This window comes from Lachnoclostridium phocaeense (genome assembly GCF_959599685.1).
Lineage (GTDB): Bacteria > Bacillota > Clostridia > Lachnospirales > Lachnospiraceae > Claveliimonas > Claveliimonas monacensis.
Genome location: NZ_CAUGIN010000012.1, coordinates 60,975 through 87,234, shown reverse-complemented (window position 1 = coordinate 87,234; position 26,260 = coordinate 60,975). Strand labels below are relative to the sequence as shown.

The following is a 26,260-nucleotide window of genomic DNA, read 5'->3' as shown; positions in this document are numbered from 1 at the left end:
ATGGTTTCCCGTACGATTTTGAGTCGTATGCGTCTGCCAATTCCGCCACAGCGGCGTGTGCGATGATCTTCAGAAGAGACCGAAATAAATTATAGCATACGGAAAAAGGGATTACAATCATTTTTTAAGTTATGCCTTTCAAAAAATGGCAGTTTGTTGTATGATAAAAAGCAGTAGTGTCGCAACAGACAGGAACTTACATGAAAATGGAGTGAAAAAATGGCTGAAAAAATAGTATTGATCGATGGACACAGTATATTGAACCGGGCGTTTTTCGGGATTCCGGATCTGACAAACTCAGAGGGACTCCACACAAATGCCATCTACGGTTTTCTGAATATCATGCTGAAGATACTGGACGAGGAGAAGCCGGAGTATCTGACCGTGGCATTTGACGTACACGCTCCCACATTCCGCCATGAAATGTACGCGGACTATAAAGGGACGAGAAAGCCCATGGCGGAGGAGCTTCGCCAGCAGGTGCCGGTGATGAAGGAAGTCCTTCAGGCTATGGGCATCCGGATCATTGAGAGAGCCGGGCTGGAGGCGGACGATCTCCTTGGCACCCTGTCCAGAAGGTGCGAGGAGGCGGGGATGGAAGTCTCTGTCATCAGCGGAGACAGGGATCTTCTGCAGCTTGCCACGGACCATGTAAAGATCCGCATTCCCAAGACAAAGAGGGGCGGAACAGAGATAGAGGACTACTATGCGGCGGATGTGCAGGAAAAGTACGGGGTGACGCCGTCGGAGTTTATTGATATGAAAGCCCTCATGGGGGACGCCTCCGACAATATACCCGGAGTTCCCAGTATCGGCGAGAAGACAGCGTCAAAGATCATAGCTGCGTATCATTCCATCGAAAACGCCTACGAGCACGCGGATGAGCTGAAGCCGCCCAGGGCTTCCAAAGCACTGAAAGAGCATTGGGACATGGCAGTCATGAGCAAGACGCTGGCAACCATCTGTGTGGATGCGGACATAGAGTATGACATCAGCCAGGCGAAGATAGAAAATATATTTACCCAGGAGGCCTACACACTGTTCCAGCGGCTTCAGTTTAAAAATCTGCTGGGAAAATTTGATGTGACAGGCCCTGCAAATGCAGTGGAGGATCACTTCCGGATCATACGGGGAAGAGAACCGGCGGAGGAGATCTTTGACCGGGCTTCCCGGGCCGGTGAGGTGGGCGCAGCCATCTTTAAAGATACGGAAAACGTACTGCCCCTTTTTGCCTCCCAGGCACAGGCCGGAGGCGTGGCTCTTTGCTTTGGGGAGGAGGAGATTTTCTGCATCTGTGCAGAAGAAGACCTGACGGCGGAGGAGATTCTGGAAAAGCTGGGAGAGACAGCCGCCCGGGCCGGCAGTTTTTCCATGTTCGGGCTGAAGGAGGCTATGTCCTTTTTTACTCCCGGCAACAGGGAGAACTGCTTTGACGGGATCATAGCAGCATACCTTCTGAACCCTCTGAAAAGTGACTATACATTTGAGGATGTGGCCAGGGAGCAGCTTTCCCTTCTGGTGGAGGATAAGGCGGAGGATCAGGTAAAAGCCTGCTACGAGGCCTACACAGCCTGGAAGGCAAGGCCTCTTTTGCTGGAGAAGCTGCAGGAGACAGGGATGCTGCACCTTTTTGAGGAGATAGAGATGCCCCTTGTCTTTGCCTTGTTTGACATGGAGCAGAACGGGGTGAAAGTGGAGGCGGCCGAGCTGAAAGAGTACGGCGACAGGCTGGCTGTCCAGATTGAAAAGCTGGAAAAAGAGATCTATGAAGAGTCGGGTGAGGTGTTCAATATCAACTCTCCGAAACAGCTTGGAGTGATCCTTTTTGAGAAAATGGGACTGAAGGGCGGAAAGAAGACAAAGACAGGCTACTCCACAGCGGCGGACGTGCTGGAGAAGCTGGCCCCGGAGCATCCCTTTGTGGCAAAGATCCTTGAGTACAGGCAGCTTGCAAAGCTGAAATCCACCTATGCGGACGGGCTTGCGGCCTTTATAGGGGAGGATGGCAGGATACACGGGAAATTCAACCAGACCATTACAGCCACAGGGCGGATCAGCAGCACAGAGCCCAACCTGCAGAACATTCCGGTGCGTATGGAGCTTGGCAGGCTGATCCGGAAGGTGTTTGTGCCGGAGGATGGATATGTGTTCGTGGATGCGGACTACTCCCAGATCGAGCTGCGGGTGCTGGCCCACTGCTCCGGCGACCGGCAGCTGATCGAGGCCTATCAGGAGGAGAAGGATATCCACAGGATCACAGCGTCCCAGGTGTTTCACACGCCTTTTGACCAGGTGACAGACCTGCAGAGAAGGAACGCCAAGGCTGTGAATTTCGGTATCGTCTACGGGATCAGCTCTTTCGGGCTCAGCCAGGATTTGAGTATCACGCGGAAAGAGGCGTCCCAGTATATAGAGCAGTATTTCAAAACCTATCCGGGCATCAAAGTCTTTCTGGATAACGCGGTGGCCCAGGCGAAAGAAATGGGGTATGTGACCACTCTTTTTGGAAGAAGGCGCCCTGTGCCGGAGCTTTCCTCCAGCAATTTCGCCCAGCGCTCTTTCGGGGAGAGGGTGGCCATGAATTCTCCTATACAGGGGACGGCGGCAGATATTATGAAGATTGCCATGATCGGCGTGGAGAGACGGCTGAAGGAAAACCATATGCGCTCACGCCTTGTCCTGCAGGTGCACGACGAACTCCTTGTGGAGGCCCATGAGACGGAGATAGAGGAAGTAAAGAAGATACTGAAAGATGAAATGGAGCATGCGGCGTCCCTGGAGGTGCCGCTGGAGGTAGATATGCACACCGGCATGAGCTGGTATGAAGCGAAATAGGAGTGACAAAAGATGAAGATCATAGGAATTACCGGGGGGATCGGATCAGGAAAAAGCCAGGTGCTTTCGTATCTGGAGGAGGCCTATGGCGCTGCCTGCTGTCAGGCAGACCAGGTGGCCAGGAGACTTCAGCAGAAGGGGACAAAGTGCCACAGAAGGATCGTGGAACATTTTGGCGAGGACATACTGGATGAGAACGGCAGGCTGGACCGGCCGAAGCTGGCAGGCATTGTCTTTTCCAATAAGGCTCAGCTCCGTATTCTGAATGAGATCGTGCACCCTGCGGTGAAGGAAAAGCTCAGGGAGATCATCCAGAAGGAAGAGAAGAAAGGAACCCATGTCTTTGTCCTGGAGGCGGCGCTTTTTATAGAAGAAAATTATGGTGCGCTGTGTGACGAAGTGTGGTATATTTATGCAGATGAGGAGACGAGGAAAAGACGACTGATGGCCTCAAGGGGCTACAGCGAGGAGAAGATCGAGGGGATTTTCGCCTCCCAGATGCCCTCCTCAGACTTCTTTACATACTGTGACAGGGCAATTGACAACTGCAATTCCTTCCAGGAGGCCTGCGGTGAGATTGACGATGTCATGGAACAGCTGGGAATAAAGAAGAGAGAAGAATAACAGGCAGGAGAGATGACAGACGATGAGACTTTGCAGCATAGCAAGCGGCAGCAGCGGCAACTGTATTTATGTGGGCAGCGATCACACCCACCTCTTGGTGGATACGGGGATCAGCAAAAAGCGGATCGATGAGGGGCTCCACACACTGGGAATTAAGGGGGAGGAACTGTCAGGCATTCTGATCACCCATGAACATTCAGACCATATCCAGGGGCTGGGAGTGTTCAGCAGAAAGTATGGCATTCCGGTGTACGCCACGAAAGGGACACTGAAAGGCATTATGGAGTACAGAAGTCTTGGAAAGATGCCGGAGGGTCTGCTCCACGAGATACAGACGGATACGGATTTCCTCCTGGGCGATCTGCGTGTCCATCCCTTTGCTATATCCCACGACGCCTACGAGCCTTCCGGATACCGGATCGCCTGCGGGGAAAAGACAGTGGCAGTGGCCACAGATTTGGGAATATATGATGCATATACAGTGGAGAATCTGAAAAATTTAGATGCGGTGCTTCTGGAGGCAAACCATGATATACATATGCTGGAGGTGGGGCCCTATCCCTATCCGCTGAAACGGCGGGTCATGGGGGATAAAGGGCACCTCTCAAATGAATTGTCAGGCCAGCTGCTCTGTGATATACTGCACGATAAGCTGCAGCATGTCATACTGGGGCATCTGAGCAAGGAGAACAATTATGCGGAGCTGGCTTACGAGACCGTAAAGCTGGAGGTGACTGTGGGGGATAACCCTTATAGGGGGGAGGACATTCCTATCATGGTTGCAGGGCGGGATGCTGTTTCAGAGGCAGTGACAGTGTAAGAGACAAAAGTATGGAGGACAGAAGAATGAGAAAATGTATTATCACAGTTGTGGGAAAAGACCAGGTCGGGATCATTGCCAAAGTGTGCAATTATCTTGCGGAGGCGAACATCAATGTTCTGGATATCTCCCAGACGATTGTGGACGGATACTTCAATATGATGACGGTAGTGGACGTCTCGGCGGCAGACAGAGATTTTTCTGTATATGCAGAGGATCTGGACAAGCTGGGAGAGGGGATGGGACTTATCATCCGCTGCCAGAGATCGGAAATATTTGAAAAGATGCACAGACTGTAAGAAAGGACACCTGACTATGATCAACATATACGAAGTAAACGAGACAAATCAGATGATAGACGAGGAAAATCTGGATGTCCGCACCATTACACTGGGCATCAGCCTTCTGGACTGCGTGGACACAGATCTGGACAGACTGAACGAGAAGATCTACCGGAAGATCACCACCCTGGCAGAGAATCTTGTGTCGACGGGCGAGGAGATTGAGAAAGAGTTTGGCATTCCTATTGTCAATAAGAGAATCTCTGTGACTCCCATTGCCCTTGTGGGCGCGTCCGCCTGCAAAAGTCCGGAGGATTTTGTGAGTATAGCAAAGACTCTGGACAGAGCGGCCCTGAAGGTGGGTGTGAATTTTATCGGCGGCTACTCGGCCCTTGTGTCAAAAGCTATGACAAAGAGTGACGAGGACCTGATCCGTTCCATACCGGAAGCGCTGGCATGTACAGAGCGGATCTGCAGCTCCGTCAATGTGGGCTCTACGAGGACCGGCATCAACATGGATGCGGTGCGCCTCTGCGGCCAGATCGTGAAGGATACAGCTGAGGCTACCAAGGACAGGGATTCCCTGGGATGTGCCAAGCTGGTGGTGTTCTGCAATGCTCCTGACGATAATCCATTCATGGCGGGCGCCTTCCTGGGTGTGACAGAGGGGGATGCGGTTGTCAACGTGGGCGTCAGCGGCCCCGGCGTTGTGAAGCATGCCATTGAGAAAGTGCGCGGGAAGGGATTTGAGGAGCTCTGCGAGACCATCAAGAAGACTGCCTTCAAGATCACCCGTGTGGGCCAGCTTGTGGCAGGCGAGGCCTCAAAGAGAATGGGTATCCCCTTTGGAATTATCGATCTTTCTCTGGCACCCACCCCGGCGGTGGGAGACAGTGTGGCAGAGATCCTGGAGGAGATCGGCCTGTCCCAGGTGGGGGCGCCGGGTACCACAGCGGCCCTTGCCATGCTCAACGACCAGGTGAAAAAAGGCGGAGTCATGGCTTCCTCCTATGTGGGAGGCTTAAGCGGCGCGTTTATTCCGGTCAGCGAGGACAAGGGCATGATCGACGCAGTGCAGGCGGGAACTTTGACCATGGAGAAGCTGGAGGCCATGACCTGTGTCTGCTCCGTGGGACTGGATATGATCGCCATACCAGGAAAGACCAGCGCAGCTACCATCTCCGGTATCATAGCGGACGAGATGGCGATCGGTATGGTAAATCAGAAGACAACAGCCGTGCGTCTGATCCCGGTGATCGGAAAAGATGTGGGGGAGACAGCGCAGTTTGGAGGACTTCTTGGTTACGCACCCATTATCCCTGTGAACGAGGCGGACTGCAGCGCGTTTATAAACAGGCAGGGAAGGATTCCCGCGCCTATGCACAGCTTTAAAAATTAGAAAAGGAAGAATTCAGTATGAAAAAAGTAGCGGTCGTGACGGACAGCAACAGTGGTATTACTCAGAGAGAAGCAAAGGAACTGGGGATCCGGGTGGTTCCTATGCCATTCTATATTGATGGCGAACTGTATTACGAAGATATCACGCTATCCCAGAAAGAATTCTATGAGAAGCTTTCCGGAAATGCGGACATTTCCACCTCTCAGCCGTCCCCTGCGGATGTAATGGAGATCTGGGAAGAACTTCTGGAAGAGTATGACGAGGTGGTGCATATCCCCATGTCCAGCGGCCTGTCCACTTCCTGTGAGACAGCCATGATGCTGGCGAAAGATTTTGACGGAAAAGTTTTTGTGGTAAATAACCAGCGTATTTCTGTCACACAGCGCCAGGCTGTGCTGGATGCCCTTGAGCTGGCAGAAGCCGGCAAATCCGGACAGGAGATCCACGACATTCTGATGAAGGAAAAGCTGGAGGCCAGCATCTATATCACTGTGGATACGCTGAAGTATCTGAAAAAAGGCGGGCGCGTGACACCTGCGGGCGCAGCTCTTGGAACAGTGCTGAACCTGAAGCCGGTACTGACGATACAAGGTGAGAAGCTGGATGCCTTCGCAAAAGTGCGGGGGCTGAAATCCGCAAAAAAAGTGATGAAGGAAGCTATGAAGAAAGATCTGGAAGAGCGCTTCGGGGGAAAGAAGGTTCATCTGGAGGCGGCCTATACCTGTACCCACGAAGAGGCGCAGGAGTGGAAAAAGGAACTGGAAGAATATTTCCCGGGCTATGAGATCCACATGGATGCCCTTTCTCTCAGCGTTGCCTGCCACATCGGACCGGGGGCCATGGCAGTGGCGTGCAGCAGGTATATCGAGTATTAGTTTCATAACAGAAAAATTTTGAAAAAACATGGCAGCAGGCGTCAGATGATGACGACCTGCTGTCTGTATTCAGGGATAAAATCCCGGCGGTATTTTTCTGTGATCACTGACTCGTACAGATCAGCGGAAAGGATATCACAGTCAATCATCTTCCTGGCGGTACCTTCTTTGGTTCCGGTGCGGGGCAGCTTTGTGATGAGGGGAATGGAGCTGCTTTTTTTTGCAAGGCCAAGAAGGGGAGAAGCATCCTTCCTGAAACCCAGCAGGCGCGCATATCCGCAGCCTCCCTCCTTTTTGAAGCTTGTCATGTCCTCCTCTGTGATGTTAAGGAGAATGTGAAGCAGCGCCCGGCTGATCCGGGAGTAGGTCAGCTCCTTTGTCTTCAATAGTCCGCAGAATTGCTCAAAAGAGAAAAACTCGTTTCTGTGTCTTATGATCCGATTGGCCAGGTCCTGGGTGACATCTGCATACCGGGGCAGGGTCTCCTTTGTCTCTCCCAGAAGGCGGTATTTTAGAAGAAGAGAAAAGTCGTTGGCGTACACGGGGTATCTTGCGTGATATGCCTCCTTCATCGTGCAGATGGCGGGAGAGGGCATCTGTCCCTCCAGCTGCGCGGGGATGCCGGATTGGTCCGCCTGCCTGAGATGATGTCGGATGGCGGAGGCAGAGCTGTATGTGTCGGACAGCTCCATGTCGTGATAGCCGGACTCCCGGCGCTGGATCGTGCAGAAGCCCAGGGAGCTTTTCTGCTGCAGGATGGCCTTGATATATTCCACCCCCAGGATGTTGTTAGGCTCTGCGAGGACCTCGCCGGCCCTATCGTCTCCCAGAAACAGGGACAGGGCTTTCTGCCTGGCTCTGGGGAAAGAGAGGCCATCTCTCAGACCTTCTTTCAGCAGGCCTCTGTAGGCCTCCGGCTCCTGTGCGGTGATCCGGGCTGCTTTTTCCAGCAGGGAGACATCGCCGCACTCGCTGCCAAAACAGATCATATCCACACAGCCCAGCCGGTCCAGGATGGAGACGGCCCCTGCGGCGAAGTACTCGGCGCTGCCGCAGGCGCACCAGACAGGCAGCTCGATGACGGCAGCCACCCCTGCCTCCAGAGCCATGCGGGCGCGCAGATGTTTAGGCATGAGGGCGGGGGCTCCCCGCTGTACATAATTGCCGCTCATAATGGCGACTGCGGCATCCGATCCGGTGGCCCTGAGCGCTTCCTGGATGTGGTATAAATGGCCGTTGTGAAACGGATTATATTCAGTGATCAGTCCGACAATTTTCATGGAAATCTCCTTGTATATCTTTTTGAAATTGATTATACTATATGAAGATGTTTGCGGCAACAGCCGGAAATGTGCGTCTTTTTGCGGCCGCAATACTGCAGATGTGTCGCAGGATGGCAGCAGAAGGAAAGGAGGATGCGTATGGAAAAAAACGATGAGAGAGAAGAGTATACGTATGAGAATGAAGAGCGGGAAGAACTGACAGAAGAACGTATCCTCCAGATGCTGGATGAGAGGAAGTTCAAAGAGCTCAAAGAGGAGCTGGAGAACAATATGTACCCGGTGGATCTGGCTGAGCTGATGAAAGACTTCACCCAGAAGCAGCTGGTCATGGTGTTCCGCCTCCTGGCAAAGGAGGAGGCTGCCGAGACCTTCGCTGAGATGGACAGCGACATGCGCGAGATGCTGATCGGCGGATTGACGGACTCGGAGCTGGAGGAAGTCATGGAGGAGATGTATCTGGATGATACGGTGGATGTGCTGGAAGAGATGCCTGCCAATGTGGTAGACCGTCTTCTCATGGCGACAGACGAGGAGACCCGCCAGCAGATCAATCAGCTTCTCCAGTACCCGGAAGACAGTGCCGGAAGTGTGATGAACGTGGATTACATCGCCCTGCGCAAGGAGATGACAGTGGCGGATTCCATCCTCAAGATCCGGCAGGTAGGTCTCAACAAAGAGACGATCTACACCTGTTATGTGACGGAGAAGAGAAAGCTCATCGGTATGGTGGATGTCAAGGAGCTTCTGACAACCAGCGAGTCCAAGACCATTGAAGAGATTATGGACACGAACCTGCTCTACGCCCACACGACGGACGACCAGGAGGAAGTGGCCCAGATCATCAGCAAGTACGACCTTATTGCCCTCCCCATTGTGGACCATGAGATGTGTATGGTGGGTATTGTTACAGTAGACGACGCTATGGAGGTCCTGGAGGAGGAGACGACGGAAGATATCAGCATCATGGCCGGTGTCAATCCAAGCGACGACTCCTACTTTGAGACTTCGGTGCTGGAGCATGTGAAAAGCCGTCTTCCCTGGCTTCTGTTTCTGATGCTGTCCGCCACGGTGACCCAGATGATCATGAACCACTATGAGAGCGCCCTGGCAGTCATGCCTCAGCTGGCGGGATTTATCCCCATGCTGACCGGTACAGGCGGAAACTGCGGCTCCCAGAGTTCCACCCTTGTGATCCGGGGGATCTCTGTGGGAGAGATCGAGTTTGGCGATCTCTTCAAGGTAATCTTCAAGGAAGTGAGAGTGGCGGTGCTGATCAGTCTGATCCTGTCTGTGGTGAATGGGATCCGCATTATCATCATGGGACAGGGAGATGTGATGATCGCTGTGACCATCGGCCTGACGATGGCCTGCACTATCGTGATTGCAAAAGTAGTGGGCTGTACCCTGCCTCTTCTGGCCGAGAAAGTGGGGCTGGACCCGGCTATCATGGCCACGCCTCTGATCTCCACACTGGTGGATATCAGCACGATCAGCGTGTATTTCGCTATCGTGAGCGCTGTGTTTTCCCTGTAAAACAAAGAGGAACATCTGATAGAAAATTAACATGGATTGTACTCCAAAAGAGACATCTGATTGCCAAAAGAGCCCTTGTTTGCAAGGGTTCTTTGTATTATAATGAAAGCAGTGAGAAAAAATGGAAAGGAGTCTTTCAGTCATGGGATTTATAGATGAGATGAAAGCAAAAGCAAGAGCAAACAAAAAGACGATCGTTCTGCCTGAGTCAGAGGACGAGCGCACCTACAAAGCCGCTGAGGCTGTTCTGAAAGAGGAGATTGCCAACGTAGTCATCGTCGGAAGCGAGGAAGAAGTGGCAAAGAATAAAGGAAGCTACGACATCAGCGGCGCGCAGATCGTAGACCCGGCCACAAGCGACAAGACCGAAGCCTACATCGCAAAACTTGTGGAACTTCGCCAGAAGAAAGGTATGACAGAGGAGCAGGCAAGAGAGATCCTGCTGACAAACTACCTGTACTATGGCGTTATGATGGTGAAGATGAAAGATGCAGACGGAATGGTTTCCGGAGCATGTCACTCCACGGCAGACACACTTCGTCCCTGCCTGCAGATCCTGAAGACAAAGCCCGGCACAAAGCTGGTATCTGCCTTCTTCGTAATGTGTGTTCCGGACTGCGAGTACGGCGAGAACGGTGTGTTCGTATTTGCGGACTGCGGACTGAACCAGAATCCGGCTCCGGAAGAGCTGGCAGCTATCGCAGAGTCATCTGCAGAGTCCTTCCGCATGCTGGTGGGAGCAGAGCCGAAGGTTGCTTTCCTGAGCCACTCCTCCAAGGGAAGCGCAAAGCATGCTGACGTAGATAAAGTGGTAGAGGCAGTGAAGATTGCAAAAGAGGCCAATCCGGACCTTATGGTGGACGGCGAACTGCAGCTGGATGCAGCCATCGTTCCAAGCGTGGGAGAGTCCAAGGCTCCCGGAAGCCCGGTTGCAGGACATGCCAACGTGCTTGTATTCCCGGATCTGGATGCGGGAAATATCGGATACAAACTGGTGCAGAGACTGGCAAAAGCTGAGGCTTACGGACCGATGACACAGGGCATCGCAGCTCCGGTCAACGATCTGTCCCGCGGATGCTCCGCAGAGGACATCGTGGGCGTGGTAGCCATCACAGCAGTGCAGGCCCAGAATCAGTAGATCCTGATAGATAAAAAAGTATACGAAAATTCCGGAGGAGAAAAGAAGATGAATGTATTAGTAGTAAACTGCGGAAGTTCTTCACTGAAATTCCAGCTGATCAATTACGATAACAGAGATGTCATGGCAAAAGGTATCTGCGAGCGTATCGGCATCGACGGCCGTCTCGTGTATGAGCCAAAGGGCGGGGAGAAGGAAGTGACAGAGGCTGCTATGCCGGATCACACAACCGCTATCCAGATGGTCCTGGACGCTCTTGTGAATGAGAAGACAGGAGTTGTGAAATCCCTGGAGGAGATCGATGCTATCGGACACCGTGTACTCCACGGCGGCATGAAGATCACCAACTCCGTTATCATCGACGAGGAGGTCATTAAAGTGATCGAGGAGTGCGCGGACTTAGGACCGCTCCACAATCCGGCCAACCTGATGGGTATCAACGCCTGCATGAAGCTGATGCCGGGCGTTCCCAATGTGGCTGTCTTTGACACTGCTTTCCATCAGACAATGCCTCCGAAGGCTTACATGTACGGGATCCCGAAAGAATATTACGAGAAATACGCCATCCGTAAGTACGGCTTCCACGGCACATCACACAAATATGTATCTGCCCGGACAGCAGCGTTCCTCGGAAAAGATATCAAGGATCTGAAGATCATCGTGTGCCATATGGGCAACGGTGCTTCCCTGTCCGCAGTAAAGGACGGAAAATGTGTGGACACATCCATGGGACTTACACCTCTTGAGGGTGTGATCATGGGCACAAGATCCGGCGATATTGATCCGGCCTTTGTGGAGTATCTCTGCAACAAAGAGAACCTGTCTGTGTCTGAGGTGCTGAACATCCTCAACAAGAAGTCCGGTATGCTGGGTATGACAGGCATCTCCAGCGACTACCGTGATGTATCTGCCGCAGCAGAGGCGGGCAACCAGGATGCCATCAACTGCCTGGAGGCCTACGCGTACCGCATCATCAAGTACATCGGCTCCTACATCGCAGCCATGGGCGGCGTGGACGTGATCACCTTCACAGCAGGTCTCGGCGAGAACGCCATCCCGCTGAGAAAGACAATCTGCGAGGCGTTTGGATACATGGGTCTTGTATTCGATGATGAGGCAAATAACAGCCGTGGCAAAGAGGTCATCATCACAAAACCGGAGTCCAAGATCACAGCCTGCGTGATCCCCACAAATGAGGAGATCGCCATCTGTGAAGAAACAGTGGAACTGGTAAAGAAAAACCTTGACAAATAATGGCTGAAAAGATATACTTTATAAAGTGTGGTTAGGAGAGCGTTATGCTGATTGAACTGACAAAGGTTTTAGAGCAGGATGACAAGGTCATCCGGCAGGAAGCACATCTTGAGCTGGAGGATATGGAAGTATCCGGCAAAAAGTACCGGCTTGAGGAACTGGAACCGGCTCTGTTCGAGATCACCAATCTCGGGAAAAAGCAGGTGCAGGTGAAGGGATGTGCAAAAATAAAGACCGTCATTCCGTGCGACAGATGCCTGGAGGGCGTGGAGCAGATTTTTGATCTCGACTTTGAGCGGGAAGTGGATTTGAAGCTCGACGAGGAAGGGCGCAGACAGTCCGATGATGAGTACAACTTCATGGAAGGAAACTGTCTTGACACGGATGTGCTGATATGCAACGAGCTCCTGGTCAACTGGCCAATTCGGGTGCTGTGCAAAGAAGACTGCAAAGGTCTGTGCAGCATTTGTGGTGCTAATCTCAATCATGGTGAATGTGGCTGTGACAGAGAGGTATTAGACCCGAGGATGGCAGCCTTTCAAGATATATTCAGCAAGTTTAAGGAGGTGTAAAGTATGTCCATCTGTCCAAAGAATAAAACATCAAAAGCCAGAAGAGATAAAAGAAGAGCTAACTGGAAAATGAGCGCACCGAACCTGGTAAGATGCAGCAAGTGCGGCGAGCTGATGATGCCCCACAGAGTATGCAAGGCATGCGGTTCTTACAACAAGAGGGAGATCATCGCTCAGGACTAATCAAGAGCTTAGGCAAATGAAGGAGATCAGAGATGGTCTCCTTTATTTTTTGACATTTGCGGAGGTGGAATAGAAAATGATCTACACAGTGACATTTAACCCGTCCCTGGACTATGTGATCGCTCTGGACGCACTGGAAACGGGGCGGATCAACCGGACAAAGAAAGAACATGTCTATCCGGGAGGAAAAGGCATCAATGTGTCTGTTGTCCTGGCTAACCTGGGATACGACAGCATTGCCCTTGGATTTGAGGCGGGATTTACCGGGAAGATGCTAAGAGAGATGCTGGACCAGTCCGGGTGCCGGACAGATTTTATCCATCTCAATGAGGGAATGACAAGGATCAATGTGAAGATCAATGCGGGGAAGGAGACAGAGATCAACGGGCAGGGACCTGAGATCCCTGAGGAAGCAGTGGAAGAACTCTACAGGAAGCTGGACAGGCTGCAAAAGGGAGATTACCTTGTGCTGGCAGGCAGCATTCCCCGCTCTCTCCCTTCAGACATGTACGAGAGGATACTGGGGCGGCTGGAGGGAAGAGGCGTGCACTGTATAGTGGATGCGACCAAAGAACTCCTCTTTAATGTGCTGAGGTACCACCCCTTCCTGATCAAACCCAACCAGTACGAGCTGGGGGATATGTTTGGAAAGACTCTGGAAACCAGGGAGGAGATCATTGCCCACGCAAAACTCCTCCAGGATATGGGGGCACGCCATGTGCTTGTGTCCATGGCCGGGGACGGCGCCATCCTGGTGGCAGAGGATGGCACCGTGATCCAGGAGAAGGCCAGTGAAGGAGACGTGAAAAACTCCGTGGGAGCCGGTGACTCTATGGTGGCCGGATTTCTGGCCGGCTACCTGGGCACAGGCAGCCTTGAGAAGGCTTTCCGACTGGGGCAGGCGGCGGGAAGCGCCACAGCTTTCGCCTACTGGCTGGCGGAAAGAGAGAGCATTAAGGCCCTGCTGGATGGACCGGCAGACAGCTATGGCCTGTAGAGAGGTTGGGAGAACAAGAATGAAAAATACAGAGACGCTGAGAGAATATGGTTTGATCACAGCCGGATCGGTGCTTATAGCGGCGGCTGTGGGATTTTTTATGGTGCCGGGAGACCTGGTGCTTGGAAGCGTGGCCGGACTGGCCATGGTGCTTTCGCAGGTGCTTCCTCTGCGGGTGGCGACCCTGAACATGATACTGAATATTCTCTTCCTGTTGTTGGGATTTATCTTTATGGGGCGAAGCTTCGGGGCAAAGACTGTGTATGCCTCTGTCTTGTATCCGGCGCTTGTCTGGGGCATAGATATGGTCTTACCGGATTTGGCCTCTATGACCGGTGATACATGGCTTGACCTTCTGTGCTTTATTTTCCTGGTGAGCGCAGGACAGGCCATTCTCTTTCACGTCAATGCCTCCTCCGGAGGACTGGATGTGCCTGCCAAAATCCTGAATAAATATTTTCACATTGACATCGGCAAAGCGGTCACAGTCTGCGGGCTGGTCACAGTGGTCAGCTCTGTTCTTGTCTATGATCTGCGCACTATGATCGTGGGAATACTGGGGACTTATCTGAACGGCGTGGTGGTAGATGAGTTTGTCAGTGGGTTTTCAAGGAAAAAGAGAGTCTGCATCCTGTCGGACCGGCATGAGGAGATCAAGGAGTATATTCTCCACAAGCTCAGCCGCGGGGTGACTGTCTACCAGGCTGTGGGCGGATTTGAGGGGAAGGAGCGTCCGGAGCTGGTGACGATCCTGACGAAAACCGAGTACGCGCAGTTGATGGCATACGTCCGAAGGACGGATCCGGACGCCTTTTTAACGGTGACCGCTGTCAGTGAGGTGGCGGGCACATGGAACACAAGAGGGCATGCCCGGCGCATATAGGAAAAAATTGAGGCGCTAAATTGTTTGAAATTCCATGAAAATAGTGTATAATAAAATCAGAATATGTGAAAATTCTAACCCACGGCAAAAGCAAGAAAGAAAGAGGGTTCCATCATGGGAAGATATTATCGATTAACTAAAAAGATCTCAGATGAGATGGCGCAGGAAATCCTGAGAGAGCTGCAGGAGCTCGAAAATGTAAAAAGTGTAAGTTTTTCAGAGGACCTTTCATTGCTGAAGGTTGAGACAAAGAACGGACTGTTCCCTGAAGTTATGAACCGGGCAGTAAACATCTGCCGGCGCATAGGCGGGGGATGCGATCTGAGTTTTGCCGGATTTGCCTACGCAGGGGCATAGAGGATCACGCGCCAGAAACAGATGAAACCGAAATAAGATTGCGCCTGGTGCGCAATCTGTTTTATAACCAAAATGTTATAGTATGAAGTATACTTATAACATAAATTTAGGTTCCGCTTCGCGGAAAATGCAGACAAGGCGAGAGGACAGGACATGGACAGTGCTTACTTATCTGAAAAGACAAAATTCATTCTGTGGCCCGATTTTGCGGCTCACTTTAAGAGCAGCACAAGCCGGGCTTCCTACTGGAGCGACCTGTGTGAATTTGCTCAGATTGTAGAGAAAGATATCACCCGGGCCGGTGCGGAGGATGTGCGCAGATATTATCAGATCATGACGGAGAAGGTGAAACGGGGAGAACTGCAGCCGGGAACCCCGGCAAAGAAGTTCCGGGAGCTCCACTCTTTTTCGGACTTTATCTGCAGAGAGAGGGAGAGATACGGGCTGCCGGATTCTTTTGCGGATCATTTCTACGGTTATCTGCCGTTTCTTTCTAAGCAGGAAAAGTATGCCCGGGTCATGCCTGTGGAGGATGTGGACCGCCTGCTGAAGGCAGCGGAGAAAGACCGGATGGCATACACTATCTTTGTGCTCATGTACAGGGTGGGACTTTCCTCCACGGAGATCTGTGATCTGGAGGCAGAGGATATAGGGATCTATGAAAACGGCGCCTATGTCACGCCCCGGGAGCGGCAGAGCGGTGTGTTTATTCCTGAGGACGCGATGGCTGTACTGGAGAGCTATATGGGGCAGAGGGAGGAGAGGCCTACACTCTTTTATAACAGAAGGGGAAATCCTCTGAACACGATGTATATTTCCAGGATGATGAAAAAGTATACGGCTCTTGCCTGCATACCGGCTTACAGCAGCCAGATGCTGCGAAATACATGCGCCTACAATCTTTTTTCCTACAAGGCCAGCCCGGGACAGGTGGCGGCCCAGATGGGGGTCACAGACACCCATGTGAAGAGGTACAGGAAACTGGCGTATAAGGAGGAGCTTTCCCGGGCTGCCGGAAATCTTGTGAAAATCCATGTGGAGAGACCGCTCTAGCTCTTTTGCTGTTCCCGCAAACAAAATATTGATTTTTGGGATAATGTCTAGTAGAATATTTCTAGTAGTTATGGAGGAAAGAAAAATGGCAGAACTTACAAAAATTGCCCTTGACGCCATGGGCGGCGACAATGCCCCGGTGGAGATGGTCAAAGGCGCGGTTGATGCGGTTTCCAGAGAGAAGAGCATCAAGGTTTATGTCGTAGGACAGGAAGAAGTTGTCAGGAAAGAGCTGGAAAAATATACGTATGATAAGGACAGGATAGAGATCGTGGGCGCCACAGAGGTCATTGAGACAGCGGAGCCTCCGGTTAACGCCATCCGGAAAAAGAAAGACTCATCTATCGTGGTGGGTATGAAGATGGTCAGATCCGGGGAGGCCGATGCCTTTGTGTCTGCCGGAAGTTCAGGAGCCATCCTTGTAGGGGGCCAGACCATTGTAGGCAGGATTAAGGGCGTGGAGAGACCGCCTCTTGCACCGCTTATTCCCACAGAGAAGGGCGTTTCTCTTTTGATCGACTGCGGGGCAAACGTGGACGCACGTCCCTCCCATCTGGTCCAGTTCGCCAAGATGGGTTCCATCTATATGGAACATGTGATGGGCGTGAAGAACCCCAAAGTGGCGATCGTCAATATAGGAGCCGAGGAGGAGAAGGGCAATGCCCTTGTGAAAGAGACATTTCCTCTCCTGAAAGAGGCGAAGGGCATCAACTTTACCGGAAGCATTGAGGCAAGGGAGATCCCCCACGGCCAGGCGGACGTCATTGTCTGCGAGGCCTTTGCCGGGAATATCATCCTGAAACTGTTCGAGGGTGTGGGAGCGGTGCTGATCAGCAAGGTCAAGGAAGGCATGATGAGCAGCCTTCGCAGCAAGATCGGAGCCCTGCTCGTGAAGCCGGCCCTCAAGGAGACATTGAAAGGTTTTGACACAAGCGAGTACGGCGGCGCTCCGCTGCTGGGACTGAAAGGTCTTGTGGTGAAGACCCACGGAAGCTCCAAGGCCAGGGAGGTATCCAATTCCATCCTTCAGTGCCTGACTTTCCGGGAACAGAGGATCAACGAGAAGATCCAGGAGTGTATTCAGGCGGATGACTCGTCCGATGAATAGATATAAAGCAATATAAAAGGAGATGAAAAAAATGGAATTTGAGAAATTACAGGAAATTATAGCTGACGTACTTAATGTGAACGCAGATGAGATCACAATGGAGACAAAGTTTGTAGATGACCTGGGAGCGGACTCTCTGGATATCTTCCAGATTATCATGGGGATTGAGGAAGCATTCGATATCGAGATCGACAATGATGACGCAGAGAAGATCGTGACAGTAGGAGATGCTGTAGAGCAGATCAAAAATGCAACAAACTAGCAGAAAGGAGAAAAAGCCCGGATGCGGGCTTTTTCTTTTATGAGGGTTTATATGAGTCGAAAACTAAAAGAACTGGAAGAGCAGATCGGCTATACATTTCAGGATCCCAGGCTGCTCCGCCGGGCTATGATGCACAGCTCCTATGTGAATGAGAAGCATCTGCCCAAGTACGAGTGCAACGAGCGGCTGGAATTCCTGGGAGACGCTGTGCTGGAGCTGGTGTCCAGTGAATTTTTATTCCATGAAAATGAGAAAATGCCGGAGGGAGAGCTGACCAAGACAAGGGCGGCCATGGTCTGTGAGCAGGCGCTGGCTTTCTGTGCCCGCCAGATCCGTCTCGGAGAGTATCTTCTGCTGGGAAAAGGCGAGGATATGACAGGAGGCAGAAAGAGGGATTCCGTCACATCGGACGCCATGGAAGCACTGATCGGGGCCATCTATTCAGACGGTGGTTTTGCTAGTGCAAAAGAGTTTATACACAGGTTTGTGCTGAATGACCTGGAGAACAAGAAACTCTTTTACGATAGCAAGACTATCCTGCAGGAGCTGGTACAGGCTGCGTTTGACCAGCCTGTGGCCTATGAGCTCACCGGCGAAGAGGGGCCGGACCACGACAAGACCTTCCACGTGGAGGTGCACATCGGCGCGGATGTCTACGGCGCCGGGAGCGGAAGGACCAAGAAGGCAGCCGAGCAGGAGGCGGCTTACAGGACGATCCTGATCCTGCACAAAAGGAATATAAAGTAGGTGTTACATGTATTTAAAAAGTATAGAGATACAGGGCTTTAAATCTTTTGCAAACAAGATCGTATTTGATTTTCATAACGGGATCACCGGGATCGTGGGCCCAAACGGCAGCGGCAAGAGCAATGTGGCGGACGCTGTGCGCTGGGTCTTGGGAGAGCAGCGCGTCAAGCAGCTGCGGGGCGGCAGCATGCAGGATGTCATCTTCTCTGGCACAGAGAACAGAAAGCCTCTGAGCTACGCTTCTGTGGCCATCACGCTTGACAACTCTGACCATCAGCTTTCTGTGGATTACGAGGAGGTCACTGTCACGAGAAAGCTGTACCGCTCCGGCGAGAGTGAGTATCTGCTCAACGGCAGTCCCTGCCGCCTGAAGGATATCAATGAGCTGTTCTACGACACTGGTATTGGCAAGGAGGGCTACTCCATCATCGGACAGGGACAGATCGACAAGATCCTGAGCGGCAAGCCGGAGGACAGAAGGGAGCTCTTCGACGAGGCGGCGGGCATCGTGAAATTTAAGCGGAGAAAAAACATGTCTGTCAAAAAGCTGGAGGATGAGAGGCAGAATCTTCTCCGTGTCAATGATATCCTCTCCGAGCTGGAGAGACAGATCGGGCCTTTGAAGAAGCAGGCCGAGGTGGCAAGAGAGTACCTGCAGAAGAAGGAACAGCTGAAGACCTTTGACATCAACATGTTCCTTCTGGAGACCGAGCGGTTAAAAGAGCAGATCGCAGAGACAGAGGACAAGCTGTCCGTCTCCCGTGAGGAGCTCCAGGAAGCGGACGCTTCATATGGAGCCATGAAGGAGGAGTACGAGGCCATCGAGGCGCAGGTAGACGAGATCGACGACTCGATTGAGAAGGCTAAAAGCCAGCGGGCGGAGACCAACCTCCTGAAACAGCAGCTGGAGAACCAGATCGAGCTTCTGAAGGAGCAGATCAACAGTGCCCGCATGACGGACGAACATTTTGGACAGCGCTATCAGACGATCCAGAATGAGATCCGTGAGAGAAAGGATCAGCTTCTCCTGTTCCAGAAGGAGAGGGAAGAAATCGCAGGAGAACTGCGGGAGAAATCCGCTGCCAGGGAACAGGCAAGAGACCTGCTCATCGAGGTGCAGAGCCGCATTGCGGGACTGACGGACCAGGTGGAGAAAAACAAGAATGATATAATTGAAATTCTCAACAACAGAGCTTCCACCCAGGCTAAGATCCAGCGCTACGACACCATGATGGAGCAGATCCAGGTGCGCAGGTCCCAGATGAACCAGCGGCTCATCAAGGCCCGCAGTGAGGCGGAAGAAGAGCAGAAGAACGCCAGGGAGCACAGTGCCCGCCTGGAGGAGATCTCTGACACGATCCGCAGCCTGACCGAGAAAAATAAAGAGTACGAGCAGAAGATAGAGAGACTGCAAAAAGAGCTGTCCAGCCAGACAGAGAAGCTGCGGGTGGGCCAGACAGCCTACCACAGGGAGGAGTCCCGGCTGGAGTCACTGAAAAATATCACAGAGCGGTATGACGGATACGGCGGCAGTATCCGAAGAGTCATGGAGCAGAGGGAAAAGGAGAAGGGCATCCTGGGCGTGGTGGCGGATATCATCAAGGTGGACAAAGAGTATGAGATCGCCATTGAGACCGCGCTTGGAGGCAGCATCCAGAACATCGTCACCGACACGGAGGAGACGGCGAAAAGGATGATCGATTTCCTCAAGAGAAACCGGTACGGCAGAGCCACCTTCCTTCCCCTGACCGGCATCGGCGGAGGCCGCGGGATGTCCAGGCCGGAGGCGCTGCAGGAGAAGGGCGTTGTGGGTCTTGCCAACACCCTGGTCAAGGTGGAAGAACAGTACCGGGGCCTGGCAGAGAATCTGCTTGGCCGGACCATTGTTGTGGACAATATCGACCACGGCATTGCCATTGCACGGAAATACAGGCAGACGCTGCGACTGGTTACCCTGGAAGGCGAACTGCTGAACCCCGGAGGCTCCATGACAGGAGGCGCTTTTAAAAACTCCAGCAACCTGTTAAGCCGGAGGCGGGAGATCGAGGAATTTGAGAAGACGGTCCGTCATCTGAAAAAGGAGATGGAGGAGATGGAGGCATCGGCAGCCAGTCTCCGCCGGGAGCGAGCTGCCTGCTATGAGGCTATAGATGAGATCCAGCAGAAGCTGCAGAAGGCCTATGTCATCCAGAACACGGCGAAGATCAATCTGGATCAGTGCCAGGAGCGGATACAGGTTTCCATGGAGACATCCCAGGCTATCCAGCGGGAGAACCAGGAGCTGGATCAGCAGATCACGGACATCAGCAATAACCAGGAGTCCATCACTGTGGAGCTGGATACTTCCACTGCCCTGGAGCAGGAGATCACCCGTAAGACCGAGGGAGACCAGAAACTTCTGGAGCAGGAAAAGGAAGAGGAACTTCGCTGCCAGAAGGCTTCCGAGGAGGCACAGCTGGCTTTTGCGGGTCTGGAACAGAAGCACACCTTTATCCTGGAAAATGAAGAACGTATCCAGGAGGAGATCGCCAAGTTCGAGGAAGAACAGCAGGAGCTGGGTGAGAACAAAGAGGATGCTTCCCGGGAGATCCAGGAGAAAGAGGAGCAGATCCAGAAAATTCGCCAGACGATAGAGGAATCCAAAGAGCTCTTCCAGGAGATCGAGGAGCAGATCCAGGAAAATGTGAAGCAGAGGGAAGAGCTGAGCCAGAGGCATAAGTCCTTCCTTGGAAAGCGGGAGGAACTCTCCAGGCATATGGCAGATCTGGATAAGGAGATCTTCCGTCTGGAGAGCAGAAAAGAAGGCTACGAGGAGGCCTCGGAGAAGCAGATCAACTATATGTGGGAAGAGTATGAAATCACATACAGTCACGCTCTGGAGCTGCGGGACAAAAATCTCACAGACCTGGCCTACATGCGCCGGCAGATCCAGACACTCAAGAGTGATATCAAGGGGCTTGGCTCCGTCAATGTAAATGCTATTGAGGACTACAAAGACGTGTCCGAGAGATATGAGTTCCTGAAGGGACAGCATGAAGATCTGGTGGAGGCGGAAGCCACCCTGGAGAAGATCATCGCGGAGCTGGACGAGGCCATGCGCAGGCAGTTCACCGAGCAGTTCGCAAGGATTGCCGGGGAGTTTGATAAAGTGTTCAAGGAGCTCTTCGGAGGCGGAAAGGGAACGCTGGAGCTGATGGAGGACGAGGATATCCTGGAGGCAGGCATCCGCATCATCGCCCAGCCGCCGGGAAAGAAGCTGCAGAATATGATGCAGCTCTCCGGTGGAGAGAAGGCGCTGACCGCTATTTCCCTCCTGTTTGCCATCCAGAATCTGAAGCCATCCCCCTTCTGTCTGCTGGATGAGATCGAGGCGGCGTTGGATGACTCCAATGTGACCCGTTTTGCCCAGTACCTCCACAAGCTGACGAAAAACACGCAGTTTATCGTCATCACCCACAGAAGAGGGACTATGACAGCGGCGGACAGGCTGTATGGAATCACCATGCAGGAGAAGGGTGTCTCCACCATGGTTTCTGTCAGTCTTCTGGAAAATGAGCTGAACGAGATGGAGAAGCAGCATCAAGAATAAAAAAGGAGCAGGATTATGGCAGAAGAGAAGGGATTTTTCAAAAGGCTCGTCTCGGGCCTTACAAAGACAAGAGATAATATTGTGTCCGGCATGGACAGCATTTTTCATGGATTTTCACACATTGATGAAGATTTCTATGAGGAGCTTGAGGAAGTCCTGATCATGGGAGATCTGGGAGTTCAGGCCACAGAAGATATACTGGACGATCTGCGGGAAAAGGTGAAGGAGCGGCATATCAAGGAGCCCTCCGACTGCCGGCAGATCCTCATCGACAGCATTAAGGAGCAGATGGATGTGGGAGAGACGGCCTACGAGTTCGAGGGCCGGACCTCCGTGGTTATGGTGGTAGGCGTCAACGGCGTGGGAAAGACAACCACCATAGGCAAGCTGGCAGGCAAGCTGCGGGCTCAGAACAAAAAAGTGATTCTGGCTGCGGCAGATACCTTCCGGGCTGCGGCGGGAGAGCAGCTGAAGGAGTGGGCAAACAGGGCTCAGGCAGAGCTCATCGGCGGGCAGGAAGGGTCCGACCCGGCTGCCGTGGTGTACGATGCAGTGCAGGCTGCGAAGGCCCGCCATGCAGATGTGCTGCTGTGTGACACAGCCGGCAGACTTCACAATAAAAAGAACCTGATGGAGGAGCTGCGGAAGATGAACCGGATCATTGACCGGGAGTACCCGGAGGCTTTCCGGGAGACTCTGGTGGTCCTTGATGCCACCACCGGCCAGAATGCGCTCCAGCAGGCCAAGGATTTCAAAGATGTGGCTGATATTACGGGCATTATCCTGACGAAGATGGACGGGACGGCCAAGGGCGGCATTGCCGTAGCCATCCAGGCGGAGCTTGGTATTCCGGTGAAGTACATTGGCGTCGGAGAGACCATAGACGATCTGCAGAAATTTGATGCGGACACATTTGTAGATGCACTTTTTGCAGTTCCGGAGGAAAAAGAAGAATAAAATGAAGAAAAAGAAAGGCAGGAGATCATGATGGACAAACTGACACTGGAAAATTTTGAGCAGGCGAGTGAACTTGTAAAGAAGGTGACCCTCCCCACAGATCTTGTATACAGCGAGTACTTCAGTTCCCAGACAGGCGGCAAGGTATATCTGAAGCCGGAGAACATGCAGTATACAGGGGCGTACAAGGTAAGAGGTGCCTACTATAAGATCAGTACCATGACAGAAGAAGAGCGGGAGAAGGGGCTCATCACGGCTTCTGCCGGCAACCATGCCCAGGGCGTTGCTTTTGCGGCCCAGAAGTTCGGCTGCAAGGCTACGATCGTCATGCCCACAGTCACCCCTCTTATCAAAGTGAACCGCACAAAGAGCTATGGAGCGAACGTGATCCTCCACGGGGATGTGTACGATGACGCCTGTGCCTACGCGCTGAAGCTGGCAGAGGAGCAGGGGATGACGTTTGTGCATCCTTTCGATGATCTGGATGTGGCGACAGGACAGGGAACTATCGCTATGGAGATCGTGCAGGAGCTTCCTACCGTGGACTATATTCTGGCACCCATCGGCGGAGGCGGCCTGATCACAGGCGTAGCCACACTGGCTAAGATGCTCAATCCCAAGATCAAGGTGATCGGTGTGGAGCCTGCTGCTGCGGCCAGCATGAAGGCTGCTCTCGAGGCAGGAGAGCCTGTCACACTGCCAAGCGCCAACACCATTGCGGACGGCACGGCTGTGAAGCGGGTGGGCGACAAGGTGTTCCCCTATGTGAAGGAAAATGTGGATGACATTATCACAGTGGAGGACGACGATCTGGTCGGAGCTTTCCTGGATATGGTGGAGAACCACAAGATGGTCGTGGAGAATTCCGGTCTCCTTACGGTAGCAGCCCTCAAACAGCTGGATGTAAAAAAGAAAAAAGTAGTCTGCATCTTAAGCGGCGGCAACATGGATGTGATCACCATGTCCTCCATTGTCCAGCACGGACTGATCCAGAGAGACAGGATCTTCTCCATCTCCGTTCTCATGCCTGACAAGCCGGGCGAGCTTGTGCGGGTGGCCTCTGCTGTCGCGAATGCTCAGGGCAATGTGATCCGTCTGGAGCACAACCAGTTTGTCAGTACCAATCGAAATGCAGCCGTGGAGCTTCGTATTACGCTGGAGGCCTTTGGCACAGAGCACAAGAATCAGATCATGCAGGCTCTCAGAGACGTGGGATATGAGCCCAGGGAGATTGGGGCAAAGCTGTACTAAGAACACAAGTGAATCAGATCTGCGGATTTTCAGAATTTTGCGTATTACAGAGGCCGTCCTGCCGGGACGGCCTTTTTTATACGGAAAATTTCAGGTGGATTTTTTATTGACATGGTTTGTATAATTGTATACAATTATACGAGAAAAGAAAAGGAGAGATGACACATGCAGGACAGGAAAGTTTACCTTGACGAACACACAAATCTGCTTCAGCTTGAGGAGCATATGTACCCACTGGTGGATGTGAAAGAACCCAATGTATTCAGAAATCTTTTTCACTATGACGAGGTGCCGAAGATTGCCTTCAACGACAGGATCGTACCCCACAGCATGCCGGATGAGATATGGATCACAGACACGACATTCCGGGATGGACAGCAGTCCCGGGCGCCTTACAGCACAAAGCAGATTGTAGATATTTACGATTATTTCCACAGACTGGGCGGACCCAACGGAAAGATCCGGCAGTGTGAATTTTTCCTGTACAGCAAGAAAGACAGGGACGCTGTATACCAGTGCATGGAGAAGGGATATCAGTTCCCGGAGATCACCAGCTGGATCCGGGCCAGCAAAAAGGATTTTGAACTTGTAAAAGAGATCGGCATGAAAGAGACAGGCATACTTGTCAGCTGCTCGGACTACCACATTTTTTACAAGCTGAAGATGACAAGAAAACAGGCTATGGAGCATTATCTTTCTGTTATCAGGGAATGCCTTGAGACCGGTGTCAGTCCCAGGTGTCATCTGGAAGATATTACCCGGTCGGATATTTACGGTTTTGTCATTCCGTTCTGCCTGGAGCTTATGAACCTGATGAAAGAGTACCAGATCCCGGTGAAGATCCGTGTCTGTGATACGATGGGTTACGGTGTCAACTACCCCGGCGCGGTGATCCCCAGGTCCATCCCGGGTATCATATACGGTCTCCGCGTCCATGCAGGTGTGCCAAGCGAGCTGATTGAGTTCCACGGACACAATGATTTTTACAAGGCAGTCAGCAATTCTTCCACAGCCTGGCTCTACGGGGCCTGCGGCGTAAACTGTTCCATCTTCGGCATTGGGGAGCGGACAGGGAACACGCCTCTGGAGGCCATGGTCTTTGAGTATGCCCAGCTGAGAGGGACGCTGGACGGCATGGACACCACCGTCATCACCGAGCTGGCAGAGTACTATGAGAAGGAGATCGGCTACCACATTCCCTCGCGGACACCTTTTGTGGGCAAGAATTTCAATGTGACAAGGGCCGGGATCCACGCCGATGGACTGCTGAAAAACGAGGAGATCTACAATATATTTGACACAGATAAATTCCTGAACAGACCGCCGCTTGTAGCCGTGTCAAACACATCCGGGCTGGCGGGCATCGCCCACTGGATCAACACCTATTTCCATCTGCCCGAAGGAAGGCAGGTAGATAAGAATACCGAACTTGTAGCCATGGTGAAAGAGTGGGTGGATCAGGAATATGAGAGCGGCCGCGTCACTGTGCTGACAGACGAGGAACTTCTGGCAGTCATTGATGAGGCATGTAAAAAGACAGGCGTCAGACTGACGGCGCAGGAGGAGTAAAACAAATGGAAGAGTACCAGGACCAGTCCCTTCGGGGAAAAGTGTTCCGCAGGCTGCGGGAGGACATTCTATCCGGTGTGTACAAGGAAAATGAGGAACTCAAAGAGATAAGCATAGGGGAGGAGATGGGGGTCAGCCGGACTCCGGTGCGGGAGGCGCTGCGCCAGCTGGAGCTGGAAGGCCTTGTGTCCATCATTCCCAATAAAGGAGCCTATGTGACCGGCATTTCCCTGAAGGACGTGCACGATATCTATATGATCCGGTCTATGCTGGAGGGGCTCTGCGCCCGGTGGGCGACCAGGTATATCACAGAGGAGCAGATCGAGGAGTTGGAGGAGGTGATCCTTCTCTCCGAGTTCCATCTGAAGAAGAAAAGCACAGCGGGGAAAGACGGGGAGAAAGCCCAGCAGGTATCTGAGCTGGATGGAAAATTTCACAAAGTCTTGTATCACGCCTCCAATAGTCGTATACTGGAACATGTACTGTCGGATTTTCACAAATATGTGAAAATGGCGCGAACCATGTCTGTGGAGGAGAAGAGCCGGGCGGAGAAGTCCATAGAAGAGCATCGGGCTATTCTGGAAGCCATCAAGGCAAGGGATGAGGAGCTGGCAGAGCGCCTGGCCAATGCGCATATTATGAAAGTCATGGAAAATCTTCATATAGAAGAGTAGATGAGCCAGTCAATTA

The 26,260-nt window shown here is 52.4% G+C and carries 24 protein-coding genes; 23 read left to right on the top strand and 1 reads right to left on the bottom strand.

Features of this window, described 5'->3' with window-relative positions:
* Positions 1-219: 219 nt before the first annotated feature.
* Genes polA through Q5911_RS07480 form a run of 6 tightly spaced genes read left to right on the top strand, consistent with a single transcriptional unit; the run spans position 220 to position 6,834 of the window.
* Positions 220-2,835, top strand: coding sequence for a DNA polymerase I (gene polA / locus Q5911_RS07505; protein WP_303182113.1), 2,616 nt, complete (start codon positions 220-222; stop codon positions 2,833-2,835).
* Between the two features lie 12 nt (positions 2,836-2,847).
* Positions 2,848-3,459, top strand: coding sequence for a dephospho-CoA kinase (gene coaE, locus Q5911_RS07500; RefSeq protein WP_076777287.1), 612 nt, complete (start codon positions 2,848-2,850; stop codon positions 3,457-3,459).
* A gap of 22 nt (positions 3,460-3,481) precedes the next feature.
* Positions 3,482-4,279, top strand: coding sequence for an MBL fold metallo-hydrolase (locus Q5911_RS07495; RefSeq protein ID WP_076777288.1), 798 nt, complete (start codon positions 3,482-3,484; stop codon positions 4,277-4,279).
* Positions 4,280-4,305: 26 nt separating this feature from the next.
* On the top strand, positions 4,306-4,578 hold the full coding sequence (locus Q5911_RS07490) for an ACT domain-containing protein (RefSeq protein WP_303182109.1): 273 nt from the start codon (positions 4,306-4,308) through the stop codon (positions 4,576-4,578).
* Positions 4,579-4,594: 16 nt separating this feature from the next.
* Positions 4,595-5,959 carry a PFL family protein gene (locus Q5911_RS07485; protein ID WP_303182107.1) on the top strand — a complete coding sequence of 455 codons (1,365 nt, stop codon included), beginning with the start codon at positions 4,595-4,597 and terminating at the stop codon, positions 5,957-5,959.
* A gap of 17 nt (positions 5,960-5,976) precedes the next feature.
* Positions 5,977-6,834, top strand: a complete 858-nt coding sequence (locus tag Q5911_RS07480; protein WP_303182106.1) for a DegV family protein — start codon at positions 5,977-5,979, stop codon at positions 6,832-6,834.
* A 41-nt stretch (positions 6,835-6,875) separates the two neighbouring features.
* On the opposite strand, the gene Q5911_RS07475 is transcribed toward Q5911_RS07480, so the two are convergent.
* Complete coding sequence (locus tag Q5911_RS07475; protein WP_303182104.1) at positions 6,876-8,114, bottom strand: nucleotidyltransferase; 1,239 nt, start codon at positions 8,112-8,114, stop codon at positions 6,876-6,878.
* A 198-nt stretch (positions 8,115-8,312) separates the two neighbouring features.
* On the opposite strand from Q5911_RS07475, the gene mgtE reads away from it, so the two are divergent.
* The 17 genes from mgtE to Q5911_RS07390 all read left to right on the top strand — a co-directional run bounded on the left by mgtE (position 8,313) and on the right by Q5911_RS07390 (position 26,244).
* Positions 8,313-9,650 (top strand): magnesium transporter, encoded by a 1,338-nt coding sequence (gene mgtE, locus Q5911_RS07470; RefSeq protein WP_242943726.1) that lies wholly within the window; start codon positions 8,313-8,315, stop codon positions 9,648-9,650.
* A 121-nt stretch (positions 9,651-9,771) separates the two neighbouring features.
* A complete protein-coding gene (gene pta, locus Q5911_RS07465) occupies positions 9,772-10,788 on the top strand; it encodes a phosphate acetyltransferase (RefSeq protein WP_303182102.1) in 1,017 nt (338 codons plus the stop codon).
* Positions 10,789-10,836: 48 nt separating this feature from the next.
* Positions 10,837-12,042, top strand: a complete 1,206-nt coding sequence (locus Q5911_RS07460; RefSeq protein WP_076777294.1) for an acetate kinase — start codon at positions 10,837-10,839, stop codon at positions 12,040-12,042.
* 44 nt (positions 12,043-12,086) lie between these two features.
* A complete protein-coding gene (locus Q5911_RS07455) occupies positions 12,087-12,614 on the top strand; it encodes a YceD family protein (protein ID WP_303182098.1) in 528 nt (175 codons plus the stop codon).
* Positions 12,615-12,617: 3 nt separating this feature from the next.
* Positions 12,618-12,797, top strand: a complete 180-nt coding sequence (gene rpmF / locus Q5911_RS07450) for a 50S ribosomal protein L32 (protein ID WP_033124613.1) — start codon at positions 12,618-12,620, stop codon at positions 12,795-12,797.
* Between the two features lie 76 nt (positions 12,798-12,873).
* Entirely contained in the window at positions 12,874-13,794 is a 921-nt protein-coding gene (pfkB, locus tag Q5911_RS07445; RefSeq protein ID WP_076777296.1) for a 1-phosphofructokinase, read from the top strand.
* A 19-nt stretch (positions 13,795-13,813) separates the two neighbouring features.
* Positions 13,814-14,677: a YitT family protein gene (locus Q5911_RS07440; protein WP_281725475.1), complete on the top strand. Its 864-nt coding sequence runs from the start codon at positions 13,814-13,816 to the stop codon at positions 14,675-14,677.
* A gap of 114 nt (positions 14,678-14,791) precedes the next feature.
* On the top strand, positions 14,792-15,034 hold the full coding sequence (locus tag Q5911_RS07435; protein WP_076777298.1) for a hypothetical protein: 243 nt from the start codon (positions 14,792-14,794) through the stop codon (positions 15,032-15,034).
* Positions 15,035-15,187: 153 nt separating this feature from the next.
* Positions 15,188-16,087 (top strand): tyrosine-type recombinase/integrase, encoded by a 900-nt coding sequence (locus Q5911_RS07430; protein WP_303182091.1) that lies wholly within the window; start codon positions 15,188-15,190, stop codon positions 16,085-16,087.
* An 85-nt stretch (positions 16,088-16,172) separates the two neighbouring features.
* Positions 16,173-17,195, top strand: a complete 1,023-nt coding sequence (gene plsX / locus Q5911_RS07425) for a phosphate acyltransferase PlsX (protein ID WP_076777300.1) — start codon at positions 16,173-16,175, stop codon at positions 17,193-17,195.
* Between the two features lie 31 nt (positions 17,196-17,226).
* Positions 17,227-17,457 carry an acyl carrier protein gene (gene acpP, locus Q5911_RS07420; RefSeq protein WP_033124620.1) on the top strand — a complete coding sequence of 77 codons (231 nt, stop codon included), beginning with the start codon at positions 17,227-17,229 and terminating at the stop codon, positions 17,455-17,457.
* Between the two features lie 51 nt (positions 17,458-17,508).
* Complete coding sequence (rnc, locus tag Q5911_RS07415; protein ID WP_076780815.1) at positions 17,509-18,204, top strand: ribonuclease III; 696 nt, start codon at positions 17,509-17,511, stop codon at positions 18,202-18,204.
* A gap of 7 nt (positions 18,205-18,211) precedes the next feature.
* Positions 18,212-21,793, top strand: a complete 3,582-nt coding sequence (smc, locus tag Q5911_RS07410) for a chromosome segregation protein SMC (RefSeq protein WP_303182087.1) — start codon at positions 18,212-18,214, stop codon at positions 21,791-21,793.
* Between the two features lie 15 nt (positions 21,794-21,808).
* Positions 21,809-22,750 (top strand): signal recognition particle-docking protein FtsY, encoded by a 942-nt coding sequence (gene ftsY, locus Q5911_RS07405; protein WP_303182085.1) that lies wholly within the window; start codon positions 21,809-21,811, stop codon positions 22,748-22,750.
* A 30-nt stretch (positions 22,751-22,780) separates the two neighbouring features.
* Positions 22,781-24,001: a threonine ammonia-lyase gene (ilvA, locus tag Q5911_RS07400; RefSeq protein ID WP_076777303.1), complete on the top strand. Its 1,221-nt coding sequence runs from the start codon at positions 22,781-22,783 to the stop codon at positions 23,999-24,001.
* Positions 24,002-24,166: 165 nt separating this feature from the next.
* A complete protein-coding gene (locus Q5911_RS07395; RefSeq protein WP_076777304.1) occupies positions 24,167-25,570 on the top strand; it encodes a 2-isopropylmalate synthase in 1,404 nt (467 codons plus the stop codon).
* Between the two features lie 5 nt (positions 25,571-25,575).
* Complete coding sequence (locus tag Q5911_RS07390) at positions 25,576-26,244, top strand: GntR family transcriptional regulator (RefSeq protein WP_226394130.1); 669 nt, start codon at positions 25,576-25,578, stop codon at positions 26,242-26,244.
* The last annotated feature ends 16 nt before the right edge of the window (positions 26,245-26,260 follow it).

What these genes read in the sequence shown, in the direction of transcription:
- Q5911_RS07455 (WP_303182098.1), top strand. Translation starts at nt 12,087, where the DNA reads ATGCTGATTGAACTGACAAAGGTTTTAGAGCAGGATGACAAGGTCATC.
- pta (WP_303182102.1), top strand. Translation starts at nt 9,772, where the DNA reads ATGGAAAGGAGTCTTTCAGTCATGGGATTTATAGATGAGATGAAAGCA.
- Q5911_RS07495 (WP_076777288.1), top strand. Translation starts at nt 3,482, where the DNA reads ATGAGACTTTGCAGCATAGCAAGCGGCAGCAGCGGCAACTGTATTTAT.
- Q5911_RS07440 (WP_281725475.1), top strand. Translation starts at nt 13,814, where the DNA reads ATGAAAAATACAGAGACGCTGAGAGAATATGGTTTGATCACAGCCGGA.
- coaE (WP_076777287.1), top strand. Translation starts at nt 2,848, where the DNA reads ATGAAGATCATAGGAATTACCGGGGGGATCGGATCAGGAAAAAGCCAG.
- Q5911_RS07460 (WP_076777294.1), top strand. Translation starts at nt 10,837, where the DNA reads ATGAATGTATTAGTAGTAAACTGCGGAAGTTCTTCACTGAAATTCCAG.
- ftsY (WP_303182085.1), top strand. Translation starts at nt 21,809, where the DNA reads ATGGCAGAAGAGAAGGGATTTTTCAAAAGGCTCGTCTCGGGCCTTACA.
- rnc (WP_076780815.1), top strand. Translation starts at nt 17,509, where the DNA reads ATGAGTCGAAAACTAAAAGAACTGGAAGAGCAGATCGGCTATACATTT.
- rpmF (WP_033124613.1), top strand. Translation starts at nt 12,618, where the DNA reads ATGTCCATCTGTCCAAAGAATAAAACATCAAAAGCCAGAAGAGATAAA.
- pfkB (WP_076777296.1), top strand. Translation starts at nt 12,874, where the DNA reads ATGATCTACACAGTGACATTTAACCCGTCCCTGGACTATGTGATCGCT.
- Q5911_RS07435 (WP_076777298.1), top strand. Translation starts at nt 14,792, where the DNA reads ATGGGAAGATATTATCGATTAACTAAAAAGATCTCAGATGAGATGGCG.
- Q5911_RS07395 (WP_076777304.1), top strand. Translation starts at nt 24,167, where the DNA reads ATGCAGGACAGGAAAGTTTACCTTGACGAACACACAAATCTGCTTCAG.
- smc (WP_303182087.1), top strand. Translation starts at nt 18,212, where the DNA reads ATGTATTTAAAAAGTATAGAGATACAGGGCTTTAAATCTTTTGCAAAC.
- acpP (WP_033124620.1), top strand. Translation starts at nt 17,227, where the DNA reads ATGGAATTTGAGAAATTACAGGAAATTATAGCTGACGTACTTAATGTG.
- ilvA (WP_076777303.1), top strand. Translation starts at nt 22,781, where the DNA reads ATGGACAAACTGACACTGGAAAATTTTGAGCAGGCGAGTGAACTTGTA.
- Q5911_RS07490 (WP_303182109.1), top strand. Translation starts at nt 4,306, where the DNA reads ATGAGAAAATGTATTATCACAGTTGTGGGAAAAGACCAGGTCGGGATC.
- Q5911_RS07480 (WP_303182106.1), top strand. Translation starts at nt 5,977, where the DNA reads ATGAAAAAAGTAGCGGTCGTGACGGACAGCAACAGTGGTATTACTCAG.
- Q5911_RS07390 (WP_226394130.1), top strand. Translation starts at nt 25,576, where the DNA reads ATGGAAGAGTACCAGGACCAGTCCCTTCGGGGAAAAGTGTTCCGCAGG.
- polA (WP_303182113.1), top strand. Translation starts at nt 220, where the DNA reads ATGGCTGAAAAAATAGTATTGATCGATGGACACAGTATATTGAACCGG.
- Q5911_RS07430 (WP_303182091.1), top strand. Translation starts at nt 15,188, where the DNA reads ATGGACAGTGCTTACTTATCTGAAAAGACAAAATTCATTCTGTGGCCC.
- plsX (WP_076777300.1), top strand. Translation starts at nt 16,173, where the DNA reads ATGGCAGAACTTACAAAAATTGCCCTTGACGCCATGGGCGGCGACAAT.
- Q5911_RS07475 (WP_303182104.1), bottom strand. Translation starts at nt 8,114, where the DNA reads ATGAAAATTGTCGGACTGATCACTGAATATAATCCGTTTCACAACGGC.
- Q5911_RS07485 (WP_303182107.1), top strand. Translation starts at nt 4,595, where the DNA reads ATGATCAACATATACGAAGTAAACGAGACAAATCAGATGATAGACGAG.